Source organism: Enterobacter sp. 200527-13, from assembly GCF_027924865.1.
In the GTDB taxonomy this organism is placed as follows: domain Bacteria; phylum Pseudomonadota; class Gammaproteobacteria; order Enterobacterales; family Enterobacteriaceae; genus Enterobacter; species Enterobacter ludwigii.
In genome coordinates, this window is the sequence record NZ_BSCM01000001.1 from 1,527,870 (window position 1) to 1,539,910 (window position 12,041).

Sequence of the window (12,041 nt, forward strand, 5' to 3'; positions counted from 1 at the left end):
TACGGGGAATAACGCCCTGCCCCATACGCATAAAAAAGGACACTCCAGCGTGTCCTTTTAATATCGTCGCGCGTTTATTTATGTCTTCTCAGCCAGATTAATTTGTAGGCGGCCGGAATAATGAACAGGGATAACAGCGGAGCCGTAATCATTCCTCCAATCATCGGCGCGGCTATCCGGCTCATGACTTCTGAGCCCGCACCGGTTCCCCAGAGGATGGGCAACAGACCGGCAATGATAACCGCTACGGTCATTGCTTTCGGTCTCACGCGGAGTACCGCCCCCTGATAAAGGGCTTCATCGAGCCCTTCCGCGGTAAAGGTTTCCCGCTGGACAAGCGCCGGATGGGCTTCAATGGCATGACGCAAGTACATCAGCATCACCACGCCAAACTCTGCTGCCACCCCGGCCAGGGCAATAAAGCCGGTTCCGGTCGCCACGGACATATGGAAGCCCTGCCAGTACAGGAACCAAATTCCGCCGACCAGGGCGAATGGCAGACTCATCAGAATAAGCAGTGCCTCATCAACACGACGGAATGCCAGATATAACAAAATGAATATGATCATTACCGTCATCGGCACCATCAATTTCAGTTTTTTATTGGCGTGCTCCAGCAATTCAAACTGTCCGGAGAAAGAGACACTGGTGCCCGGTCTTAATTTTACGTGCTGGCTGATAGCGGTTTTAATGTCGTTTACAACCGACACCATATCCCTGCCACGGGCATCAATATAAATCCAGCTGGCAGGACGGGCATTTTCCGTTTTCAGCATGGTAGGTCCGGAAACGACACGAATATCAGCGACATCGCCCAGGGTAATTTGCTGTTTCATGGGCGTCAGAATGGGCATCTGTTTCAATGCCTGTGGGCTGTTTCGGTAATCCTGAGGGTAGCGGATATTGATCGGGTAACGGGCTACGCCCTCAACCGTCTCGCCGATTGTTGCGCCACCGATGGCTGATGAGACAAACAGCTGCACATCACCCACCGTCATTCCGTATCGGGATGCTTTCTCCCGGTTGATATCCACATCGATGTAGCGTCCGCCTTCCAGACGTTCTGCCAGTACTGAAACCACGCCCGGCACGGTTTTGGCCACCGCTTCGATACGTTGTGCCGTGGCATCAATATCAGACAAAACGGTGCCAGACACCTTGATACCGATTGGGCTTTTAATGCCGGTGGAGAGCATATCTATACGGTTACGGATCGGCGGTACCCAGAGGTTAGCCAGGCCGGGTAAACGCACGGTCTTATCCAGCTCATCAACGATCTTGTCAATCGTCATTCCTGGTCGCCACTGATCTTCAGGTTTGAGCTGAAGGGTGGTTTCGACCATTTCCAGTGGCGCGGAGTCGGTCGCCGTTTCGGCCTTACCGGTCTTACCAAATACGGACGCCACTTCAGGGACGGTTTTGATTAATTTGTCTGTCGTCTGCAAGAGCGCGGCAGCCTCTGCCGGCGATACGCCAGGTAACGTTGAAGGCATGTACAGCAGATCGCCCTCATTGATCTTTGGCAGAAATTCCCCCCCGACCTGACTCAGCGGCCATATGACCGTAAAAATAGTTAACGCCGCAATCAGCAAGGTCGTTTTCGGCCAGTGGAGCACGCGAAGCAATAACGGATGATAGGCATTAATCAGCAGTCGGTTCAGCGGGTTGCTGGTCTCCGCGGGGATTTTCCCTCTGATCCAGAACCCCATCAGTATAGGAATGACGATGATTGCCAGCGCGGCCGCGCCCGCCATGGCATACGTCTTCGTGAAGGCCAGCGGCCCAAACAGGCGCCCTTCCTGTCCCTCAAGCGTGAAAATGGGGATGAACGACAAGGTGATGATCAGCAGGCTGATAAACAGCGCCGGGCCCACTTCAACGGACGCATCGGTAATGACCTTCCAGCGGGTTGCGTTGTCTATCTGCTCCCCTGGGTGTTGATGATCCCACTCTTCCAGCCGTTTATGCGCATTTTCAATCATCACAATGGCGGCATCCACCATCGCCCCCACGGCAATGGCAATCCCGCCCAGAGACATAATATTGGCGTTTAGCCCCTGGAAATGCATGACGATAAAGGCAATGCACAGGCCAAGCGGCAGAGAAACGATCGCCACCAGCGCAGAGCGGATATGCCAGAGGAACAGCGCACAGACGATGGCCACCACGATAAACTCTTCAAGGAGTTTGTTACTCAGGTTATCAATGGCGCGGTCAATTAACTGGCTGCGATCGTAGGTGGTCACCACCTCGACACCCTCTGGCAGGCTGGCTTTCAGCGTCTCCAGTTTGTCTTTCACTGCGGTAATAACTTCACGTGCGTTTTTCCCCGAGCGGAGGATCACGACGCCGCCAGCAACTTCACCCTGGCCGTTAAGCTCTGCAATGCCGCGCCGCATTTCCGGGCCCGTTTGCACGCGGGCCACATCGCGCAGATAAACTGGCACGCCGTTCTCGCCCGTTTTCAGGACGATATTATTGAAATCATCAATGGACTGAAGGTAACCGCTGGCGCGGACCATGTACTCCGCTTCCGCCATTTCAATGGATGATCCCCCTGCTTCCTGGTTAGATGATTCGAGAGCCTGTTTAACGTCGGGCAGCGTGACACCGTACTGCGCCAGCTTCAACGGGTTAACCTGAATCTGATACTGCTTAACCACGCCGCCTACTGACGCAACCTCCGCGACGTTAGGGATGGTTTTCAGTTCGAATTTCAGGAACCAGTCCTGAAGGGAACGCAGTTCTGCAAGATCGTGTTTTCCACTGTGATCCACCAGGGCATATTCAAATATCCAGCCGACACCGGTGGCATCTGGTCCTATTTCTGAGCTTACACCGGCAGGCAATTTGCCCTGAACCTGGTTCAGGTATTCCAGAACGCGCGAGCGGGCCCAGTACAGGTCAGTACCGTCTTCAAAAATGACGTACACATAGGAGTCGCCAAACTGGGAAAAACCACGCACGGTCTTTGCGCCGGGTACCGACAGCATGGTTGTCGTGAGCGGATACGTGACCTGATTTTCAACAATCTGCGGAGCCTGACCGGGATAGCTGGTTTTAATGATCACCTGCACATCAGAGAGATCGGGCAATGCATCGACAGGGGTATTGATGATAGTCCATGTTCCCCAGACGCTGAGAAACAAAGCGCCCATCATCACCAGGAAACGGTTGGCGACGGAGCGCCGGATAATCCATTCAATCATTATCGTCTCCTTAATGGCCCGAATGCGCGTCGTCAGTTTTTTCAGGATGACGCATGCGCTCCAGCGCACCGCTAATATTGGCTTCGGAGTCAATCAGGAACAGACCGCTGACCACGACTGAATCGCCTTCGCTCAGTCCGCTGCCAATCGCGGACTGCTGCTGAGATTCATGCAGAACATGAATGTTTTTTGGCACAAAACGCCCTTCCGCATCGACCACAATCACCCGCTGTTCTTTGCCCGTATCAATCACGGCCTGGGATGGGATCAGCAGCATCTCCTGGCTCCTGGCGTTCAGTTTCAGGTAGGCGTTCATGCCGGGTTTCAGGCTTTCGTCTTTGTTGGAGACCTGCAGACGGACCTGCAGCGTGCGGGTAGTTTGATCCACGCTGGGGAGAATGTTCCATTTTTCAACGGCAAACGATTTATCCGGGTACGCGGGCACTGAAATTTCAAACTGCGAGCTGTCTTTGAGAAGATACGCAATGGATTCCGGCACGGCCGCACTGATCCAGACCGGATCCATCCCCTGAATCTGTGCCACCACGTTATCTTTGGTAATGTTCATGCCCGTGCGCAGGTTAAACGCCGTAATCACGCCATCTATGGGGGCCTTGATAGTAAAACGGGTCTGGATACTCCGGGTCGCACGCAGTCGTTGAACATCCTCTTCCGGCATGCCGGCAAGACGTAGTCGCTCCAGAACACCTTTTATCTGGGTAGGGGTTCCGCCGGTACCCGATAACAACAGGAACTCGCTTTGCGCTTCCACCCATTCCGGAATGGTGATATCGATAAGCGGCGTCCCTTTTTTGACATGATCGCCCACGGTCAGTGGGTACACTCTCTCGACGAAACCCTCAGAACGCGCCTGCACAATGACAAACTGATATTCGTTATAACTGACGTTGGCCGGTATGGTCTGGGCGTAATTCAGCGCTCCCCGCGTCACTTTCTGCGTTTTGAGTCCCAGGTTCTGAACCTGCGTCGGGTCAATACGAATACCCTCACTGCTTTTTTCGTCATTTTCATCGGCATATTTCGGCATCAGATCCATATCCATAAACGGAGACTTGCCGGGTTTATCAAACCGGGTATCCGGCTTCATCGGGTCATACCAGAAAAGTACCTTTCTCTCCGTCGTGGTCTGTTCTGTTTTTTCTGCGGAATGCACAGACTGCCAGGCGATAACTGAAATCAGCCCTCCTGCAATAAGGCTGCCGAGGGTGACGGCAGCAAATTTTATTCTTAAAGAGGCCATGCTTTTTCTCGCTATTTAATGCTCTTGAGTAAAGAGATATTGCCCTGCTGAACAAACGTAAAATTAACGTGGCTGCCGGCTTTTAAGGCGAGAATAGTTTCGTCTGCCTGGACAAAGGTGAAACGCATGGTCATGGCGGGCCAACCAATCGCTGGAATAGCATCGTGCGCGATAGTGATTTTTTTAGTGCTCAGATCAATCGCTTTCACCACGCCGGTTCCCGCGATGACCTGCTCTGGCGTGGCTTGTGCTGCTGTGCTCATCTCCCCGTGCTGATGTGTTTCAGCATGCAGGCCTGCAGAAAATATAACGGAGAGTGCGCCCAGTACGACCGTGTTAAATAAACTGTTCATTTTTTGATTTCCTGATGGAGTAATTAAAAGAAATTACTCAACCCAACCGCCACCCAGCGCGGTGAATAAGTTAATTTCATTCACCTGTCGGGAATAGATAAGGTCGAGAATGGTTTGTTGTGTTGCAAAAAGAGAACGTTCAGCATCGAGCACTTCAATGTAACTGACCGCGCCACTGGAATATAAACCTCTGGCCCGCTGCAGGGTGATGTGTAGCGAATCAAGATAACGCTGCTGGGCGTCGAGTTGCTGACTGATGCTGTCCCGCAATGCGAGCGCGTCGGCGACCTGTTTAAAAGCCGCCTGAATTTTTTGTTCGTAATTGACGATTGACTGCTGCTGGCGAATTTCAGCCAGTTTGAGGTTGGCTTTATTCCTTCCGGCATTAAAAACAGGAATGTCAATTTTCGGAATAAAATTCCACATCCCGCTTCCTGCGGTGAAGAGGCTGGATAATTCCGTACTGCTTGCTGAAAGCCCGCTGGTTAGCGTAATGGACGGGAAAAAGGCGGCACGCGCCGCGCCAATATTGGCATCAGCCGCTTTCAACTGATACTCCGCTTCCATAATGTCCGGGCGCTGAAGCAATATTTCTGACGGCAGACGAGGCGGCAGTTTGACGGGAGAAATCTCATCGACGCTGCCTCCTTTCTCTGCCGGCAGCGCGCGATAGGTTCCCAGAACCTGCTGCAGGGCATTATTGGCCTGAGCCAGCTCGCCTTCTCTTTTCGCTATTTCTGCACGGGTACTTTCAATCTGCCCCCGGGCCTGTTCAAGTGCCAGAACGTTGGTGCTGCCCGTTACCAGCTGTTGTTCAACAAAAGCCCAGGATTGTTGATAGTTTTTTAGCGTATCGCGGGCAATACGACGTTGTTTGTAGGCCAGCTGCTGGCTGAAATAGCTCTGCGACACGCTGGAGACGAGCAGGATATGCACGGCACGGCGGGCCTCCTCGCTGGCAAAATAGTTCTGTCTGTCAGCATCACTCATATTCCTGAGCTTGCCGAAGAAATCGAGTTCGTAACTGAGGTTCAACTCTGCGTCGTACTGCTGTGTGGTCGGCTTGTCCGTTTTCAGCCCACCGCTGTAGGTCACACCTGACGAGGCATTCACCTGCGGATACCGGTCGGCATCCGTCACGTTGAACTGCGCGCGCGCCTCTTCAACCTTGAGGGCGGCCATTTTTAAATCACGGTTGTTATTCAGGGCTTCGGCGATCAGTGCTGCGACCTGAGGATCGGTAAAAAAGCTACGCCATCCGCTGTCGTGATACCCCGCCACCACCGGCGTGAGGCTATTTCGGGATAACGAGAACTGCTGCGGAACCGGTGCTGGCGGACGCGCATATTCTGGTGCCAGCGAGACGCAGCCTGCCAGGAAAAATATTGTGCTAATGCTAAGTCGTTTTAATGTGCACATCACGCTTCTCGTCCAGGCAGACCTGGTAAATGTTTCAAATGAAGTCCAGAGTATTACCAGGGTTACTCTACAGCGTGCTTCCTGTTTGCCTGGTGACAGGATAATGACAATGTTGTCATTCTTAACGTAAGTCATTGATAACGGTTTGAGGCTCTCTAGAATGTCCAGAGCAGCCAGTCAGGGGAGTAAGATGAAAATACTGATCGTTGAAGACGAGATAAAAACCGGGGAGTACCTCAGCAAGGGGCTGACTGAGGCGGGGTTTGTGGTGGACCACGCTGACAATGGCCTGACCGGATATCATCTCGCCATGACCGCCGAGTATGACCTCCTGATTCTGGATATCATGCTTCCCGACGTGAACGGCTGGGATATCATCCGCATGTTACGTTCTGCCGGGAAGGGAATGCCGGTTCTGTTACTCTCAGCCCTTGGCACTATTGAACACCGGGTGAAGGGTCTTGAACTGGGCGCGGATGATTACCTGATCAAACCCTTTGCCTTTGCGGAGCTTCTCGCCCGCGTCAGGACGCTTCTGCGACGGGGCAATACTGTGATCACGGAAAGCCAGTTTCAGGTGGCTGATCTGATGATTGATCTCGTGTCCAGAAAGGTGAGCCGCGCGGGGAACCGCATCCTGCTGACCAGTAAAGAGTTCAGCCTGCTGGAGTTTTTTATGCGACACCAGGGGGAAGTGCTGCCCCGCTCTCTGATTGCATCCCAGGTCTGGGACATGAATTTTGACAGCGACACCAACGCGATTGATGTCGCCGTCAAACGGCTTCGCGCGAAAATAGACAATGATTTTGAGCCGAAGCTGATCCAGACGGTCCGCGGCGTGGGGTACATGCTGGAGGCACCGGATGCGCGTTAAATTACCCGGACGCCCTTTTTCACTAGCCCTGAGGCTGACGTTTTTTATCAGCCTCTCCACGATACTGGCATTTTTCGCCTTCACCTGGTTTATGCTGCACTCCGTTGAAAAGCATTTCGCCGAGCAGGATATCAACGATCTGCAGCAAATCAGTACCGCGATGCACCGTATCCTGCAGTCCCCGGCAGATCCGGACGAGAAGAAAATCAGTAAAATCAAAGAGTCAATTGCCAGCTATCGTAACGTTGCGGTTCTGCTTCTCGACGCGCGTGGGGAGGTGTTGTTCAGTACGGCGCAGGGGTCAGCGTTACGCCCTGCCGTGAACACGGCGGCGTTCAGCACGCACAGCCGGGCACGGGATGTGTTTCTCTGGACGGTGGATGACCCCACCCGGCAGCGTCATTCCGGCGCTGAGATGAAAAGTGACACGTACCGGATTATCGCCTCGTCAGGCACGGCAACGCTGCAGGGAAAAGCGCAGAATTACGTTATGCTGATCGGGCTTTCTATTAATTTCCATCTCCATTATCTCGATGCGCTGAAAAAGAACCTGATTGCGATTGCCGTGGTGATCAGCCTGCTGATTATTCTTATCATTCGAATCGCGGTCCGTCAGGGACACCTGCCGCTGCGTAACGTCAGCAATGCCATTAAAAATATCACCTCTGAAAATCTCGATGCGAGGCTGGAACCGTCGCGCGTTCCGGTTGAACTGGAGCAACTGGTGATTTCGTTCAACCATATGATTGAAAAGATTGAAGATGTGTTCACCCGCCAGGCGAATTTTTCTGCCGATATCGCCCACGAAATCAGAACCCCCATCACCAATCTGGTGACCCAGACTGAAATCGCACTCAGCCAGAACCGGACGCCGAAAGAGCTGGAAGATATCCTCTACTCCAGCCTTGAAGAGTATAACCGGATGACCCGGATGGTCAGCGATATGCTGTTCCTGGCGCAGGCGGATAATAATCAGCTGATCCCGGACAGGGTGATGTTTGATTTAAGCGCGGAGGTCGTTAAAGTCTTTGATTTCTTCGAGGCCTGGGCGGAAGAACGTCATATCACGCTGACGTTTCACGGGATGCCCTGCCTGATCGAAGGCGATCCGCAGATGTTCAGACGCGCAATCAACAACCTGTTATCCAATGCCCTGCGCTATACGCCGGAAGGCAAGACGGTGACCGTCTCAATCGACGAACGGGAAAACGATTTTGAGCTGATGATTGCCAACCCCGGGAAACCTGTCCCGCAAGAACATCTACCCAGGCTGTTTGACCGTTTTTACCGGGTGGATCCTTCAAGGCAGCGAAAAGGCGAAGGCAGCGGGATTGGTCTTGCCATTGTGAAGTCAATTGTCACCGCGCATCATGGCAAAGTCCGCGTCGAATCGGATGCTCAGTCGACGCGCTTTATCTTGTCCGTGCCTAAGCGGGTTACTCAGCACTGAGTGGTTGCTGCACAGCCCGACACACGTCCAGCACTTTCTCTCTCAGCCAGCGGTGCCCCGGATCCCTTTCCATTCGCGGGTGCCACATCTGCGAAACCGTTATGGTTCGGGTTTTAAACGGCAGTTCAAAGACATGCACACTCTGCGCCATCGGCTGGTTCAGCAGATACAATGCCGGAACCATGGCGATCAGATCGGACGCCAGCGCCACGGATAACGCCGTCGGGAAACCGGGCACGACGCTGGCAATTTTGCGCTTCATCCCCACTTCTGCCAGTGCATCGTCGACAAAGCCGTGTAGCGACCCGTCGGGCGCGGCAACCACGTGGCCCCAGGAAACATAATCGTGAAGGCTGACCGTGGGTTGTGCCGCCAGCGGATGTCCCTTACGCACCGCGGCAATGAACCGATCCTGAAATAATCGCTGCAGGCGTATTTCAGGTCCCATGTTGCTCTGCACGCCAATTTCCAGGTCAACCAGCCCTTCCCGCAGATAGCGTGACGTTTTCTCAGGCTTCGGCGAGAACCGAATACACACATCGGGCGCAGCTTCGGCCACGGCGGCAATCAGCAATGGGCCAAATGCAACCACAAAACCATCATTGGCTCTGATGGTAAACAGCCGCTCGAGGTTTTCCACCTTCAGCGTTTCAGTGGAGGGCTGCAGTACGGCTCTTGCCTCATACACGGCGCCTCGGGCTCGCTCCCGGGTGGCCTCGGCCCAGGGCGTCAGCACCATATTACGCCCTGCCCGCACCAGGATCGGGTCGCCGGTCACCTCTCGCAGCCGGCTCAGGGTACGGCTCATGGCTGACGTACTCAGGTTTAAACGCCGCGCAGCACCCGCCACGCTGGCTTCGGCCAGCAGGACGTCGAGGGCGACAAGCAAATTAAAATCCGGATCGGACATGATGCATCCTCAGATAGGGCGTTGTATGCAACTGAACAGTGCAACTGCTGCGTCTTCCGCCTTGTATATCCCATGATTATAGTTTCGTCATCAACATTCTTTCCGGAGTTACGACGATGACGCTATTTTCAAACCAGCCCGGCGACGAAGGATTGCCCGGCCATGAACGCGCCCGGGTGATGGCCGCGGTAATGACCACCACGCTGATGGGCGTTTTTGATGGCACCATGATCAACATCGCCTTGCCTTCGATGGCAAGCGCGATGCAGGTGCCCGCGAATGTGGCCGTCTGGTTCGCCAATGGGTATCTGTTGTCCGCGGCCATGACTCTGGCCATCTTCGCTGCCCTGGCGGCCCGGGTTGGCTACCGCCCGGTGTTTCTGACCGGACTTGCCGTCTTTACACTCACCTCGCTCGGCTGCGCGCTGGCCCGCACCCCGGACATGCTGATCGGGATGCGGATTTTGCAGGGGATTGGCGGGGCGGCCACACTGAGTATTGCCCCGGCGATACTGCGCGCCGTCTTCCCCGGTCGACTGCTTGGCCGCATTCTGGGACTGCACGCCCTGCTGATCGCCTCCAGCACGGCCATTGCACCCGTACTGGGCGGGACGATCCTGGACGTACTGCGCTGGCAGTGGTTATTCGCCATTAACCTTGTTCCCGGAACGATTGCCCTGCTGTTGGCCTGGAAGGCCTTACCACGACAACCGGCTTTAGATCCGTCTCCGTTCGATGCCCCGGGGGCATTGCTCTCCGCGGTCCTGTTGGGGGCGATGATCATGACGGCCAACAGTTTCCAGCGTGCTTCGCACCACATCAGCCACGAGGCCATCAGCTGGGCGCTGCTCGCCACGATTAGCGCCATCACCTTTGTCTGGCATATTCGCCGCGCCCGAAGCCCCATACTGCCTCCCGTTATTTTCCACAACGGACGCTTTACGCTCGCCGCGCTCACGTCGCTGGCCTCGTTTGTGAGCCAGGGCATCACCTTTATCGCCCTGCCGTTCCTGTTTCAGAGCGTATATGGCTACAGTCCGGTGGTCTCCGCGCTGCTGTTCACGCCCTGGCCGATAGGCATCGTACTGATTGCGCCGCATGCGGGCCGCTGGGCAGACACAATTTCAGCCCCGCTGATATCTACCCTTGGGCTTATCGTGTTTGTGGTGGGATTGATCCTGCTCGCGACACTGCCCGCCAGCCCTTCCGCTTGGAATATCTGCCTGCGAAGCCTGGTGTGCGGGATCGGTTTTGGTTGTTTCCAGAGTCCCAATAACCGGGAAATGCTCTCTAACGTGGTGCGGGAGTATGCCAGCTACGCATCCGGTGTACTGGCTATCGTGCGGACGTTTGGACAATGCCTGGGGGCTGCCGTGGTCGGCGTTCTGCTGGCCACAACGCCGAATCAGCCGGCTTTTGACGATCGGGCCGTTCATTATGCACTGTGGATTGCGGTCATTGCTTCGGCGGTTTCTGTCGTGTTTAGCGTGAGCCGGCTGCGCGCCACGCGTCAGGCTACGGCATAAACACGGAGCAGCGCACTACGCGCTGCACCTGTGATTTACTCCAGCGCCAGCAGCGCAAAACTCGCCAGCCAGTGTCCACCGCTGTAGTGGCTGCCCACCACATGCTCGACGCTTGCCGTCAGATGTCCGTTGACTGCCTCGCGCAGCGCCTGTTGTCCCGGATGGTTATCCGGCAACGCGCGGGCAATATGCTTCATGCACCAGGCGCGGCTGAGGTTTAACCCATCCAGATGGGCAATTTTCGGGTCGGTACGATCGCTCACTTCTGCCGGGTGCATCAGGGCCGAAACAGACCCCACATCAGGAAGAAAGGCGTCAAACCACGTCGGGAAATGCTCCGCCACCTTACTCATCAACAGCGCTTCCGTCAGCGCGCCGGAAATGTACTCATCACCACCCGGTTCATAGTGAGCCGGGTAATGCGTGTCAGCCAGATAAAAGCGCGTCGCCGCCGTCAGAATAGCCTGTTCAAGGGCGTTATCCTGCACTTCACGGGCGTAATCAATCCCCAGCGCCAGCGCAAAAGCGGAGTTGTAATGCGTACCGACACGGATCGGATAGGTGAGCTTGCAGAGGTAATCCACCAGCCTGTCGCGAATGTCCTGCGTTAACGGCTGCAGTGTCTGATACCAGCTGGCGGCCTGAGGTAACGCGGATTGCTTCAGCTCCTGTGCCAGCGCCAGAAGCCAGCCGTAGCCATAAGGGCGCTCGAACGAGGCGCGAAACGGTGCATTGAAATAGGCCAGCTCTTTCGCCACCTTCTCCTGCGTGATGTGTTCATCAAACAGGGCGACAATTTCATCCCGGCACGACAGTTCAGGGTAAAGCCGCACGCAGCGCAGCAGCAGCCAGTAGCCGTGCACCGCCGAGTGCCAGTCGAAGCAGCCATAAAAAATGGGGTGCAGTTCGCGGGGTGGCAGGACATCACCGTCATCATTAAGCAGGTGCATAATGTGGTTCGGATATTCCTGGCGTAAATAGGTCAAAGGCATGCGGGCAAACGCGTCGGCCTGGTGTTGCGTTAATTCCATATCAGCTC

At 54.9% G+C, this 12,041-nt stretch carries 9 protein-coding genes; 3 read left to right on the plus strand and 6 right to left on the minus strand.

All coding sequences use genetic code 11. The features are described from left to right. Positions 1-74: 74 nt before the first annotated feature. The 4 genes from silA to QMG44_RS07255 are packed head-to-tail and all read right to left on the minus strand — an operon-like array spanning position 75 to position 6,242. Positions 75-3,209, minus strand: a complete 3,135-nt coding sequence (gene silA, locus QMG44_RS07240) for a Cu(+)/Ag(+) efflux RND transporter permease subunit SilA (protein ID WP_086532510.1) — start codon at positions 3,207-3,209, stop codon at positions 75-77. 10 nt (positions 3,210-3,219) lie between these two features. Beyond that, a complete protein-coding gene (locus tag QMG44_RS07245; RefSeq protein WP_086532509.1) occupies positions 3,220-4,470 on the minus strand; it encodes an efflux RND transporter periplasmic adaptor subunit in 1,251 nt (416 codons plus the stop codon). An 11-nt stretch (positions 4,471-4,481) separates the two neighbouring features. Then, entirely contained in the window at positions 4,482-4,823 is a 342-nt protein-coding gene (gene cusF / locus QMG44_RS07250) for a cation efflux system protein CusF (protein WP_086532508.1), read from the minus strand. 33 nt (positions 4,824-4,856) lie between these two features. Continuing rightward, positions 4,857-6,242: an efflux transporter outer membrane subunit gene (locus QMG44_RS07255; protein ID WP_086532507.1), complete on the minus strand. Its 1,386-nt coding sequence runs from the start codon at positions 6,240-6,242 to the stop codon at positions 4,857-4,859. A gap of 190 nt (positions 6,243-6,432) precedes the next feature. Here QMG44_RS07255 and QMG44_RS07260 point away from each other — a divergent pair, with 190 nt between their 5' ends. Beyond that, entirely contained in the window at positions 6,433-7,116 is a 684-nt protein-coding gene (locus QMG44_RS07260; protein WP_025204173.1) for a copper/silver response regulator transcription factor, read from the plus strand. Continuing rightward, on the plus strand, positions 7,106-8,566 hold the full coding sequence (locus tag QMG44_RS07265) for a Cu(+)/Ag(+) sensor histidine kinase (RefSeq protein WP_086532506.1): 1,461 nt from the start codon (positions 7,106-7,108) through the stop codon (positions 8,564-8,566). Before QMG44_RS07260 ends, QMG44_RS07265 begins: the two co-directional genes overlap by 11 nt. On the opposite strand, the gene QMG44_RS07270 is transcribed toward QMG44_RS07265, so the two are convergent. Next, positions 8,553-9,476: a LysR family transcriptional regulator gene (locus QMG44_RS07270; RefSeq protein WP_014170087.1), complete on the minus strand. Its 924-nt coding sequence runs from the start codon at positions 9,474-9,476 to the stop codon at positions 8,553-8,555. The two genes, QMG44_RS07265 and QMG44_RS07270, sit on opposite strands and share 14 nt — an antisense overlap. A gap of 116 nt (positions 9,477-9,592) precedes the next feature. Here QMG44_RS07270 and QMG44_RS07275 point away from each other — a divergent pair, with 116 nt between their 5' ends. Further along, positions 9,593-11,002: an MFS transporter gene (locus tag QMG44_RS07275; protein WP_086532505.1), complete on the plus strand. Its 1,410-nt coding sequence runs from the start codon at positions 9,593-9,595 to the stop codon at positions 11,000-11,002. A 35-nt stretch (positions 11,003-11,037) separates the two neighbouring features. Here QMG44_RS07275 and QMG44_RS07280 read toward each other — a convergent pair whose 3' ends face one another. Then, a complete protein-coding gene (locus tag QMG44_RS07280) occupies positions 11,038-12,033 on the minus strand; it encodes a DUF2891 domain-containing protein (RefSeq protein WP_086532504.1) in 996 nt (331 codons plus the stop codon). Positions 12,034-12,041: the final 8 nt, after the last annotated feature.

Excerpts from the sequence above, each read along its gene's own strand:
- silA (WP_086532510.1), bottom strand. The coding sequence starts at position 3,209 with ATGATTGAATGGATTATCCGGCGCTCCGTCGCCAACCGTTTCCTGGTG.
- QMG44_RS07245 (WP_086532509.1), bottom strand. The coding sequence starts at position 4,470 with ATGGCCTCTTTAAGAATAAAATTTGCTGCCGTCACCCTCGGCAGCCTT.
- cusF (WP_086532508.1), bottom strand. The coding sequence starts at position 4,823 with ATGAACAGTTTATTTAACACGGTCGTACTGGGCGCACTCTCCGTTATA.
- QMG44_RS07255 (WP_086532507.1), bottom strand. The coding sequence starts at position 6,242 with ATGTGCACATTAAAACGACTTAGCATTAGCACAATATTTTTCCTGGCA.
- QMG44_RS07260 (WP_025204173.1), top strand. The coding sequence starts at position 6,433 with ATGAAAATACTGATCGTTGAAGACGAGATAAAAACCGGGGAGTACCTC.
- QMG44_RS07265 (WP_086532506.1), top strand. The coding sequence starts at position 7,106 with ATGCGCGTTAAATTACCCGGACGCCCTTTTTCACTAGCCCTGAGGCTG.
- QMG44_RS07270 (WP_014170087.1), bottom strand. The coding sequence starts at position 9,476 with ATGTCCGATCCGGATTTTAATTTGCTTGTCGCCCTCGACGTCCTGCTG.
- QMG44_RS07275 (WP_086532505.1), top strand. The coding sequence starts at position 9,593 with ATGACGCTATTTTCAAACCAGCCCGGCGACGAAGGATTGCCCGGCCAT.
- QMG44_RS07280 (WP_086532504.1), bottom strand. The coding sequence starts at position 12,033 with ATGGAATTAACGCAACACCAGGCCGACGCGTTTGCCCGCATGCCTTTG.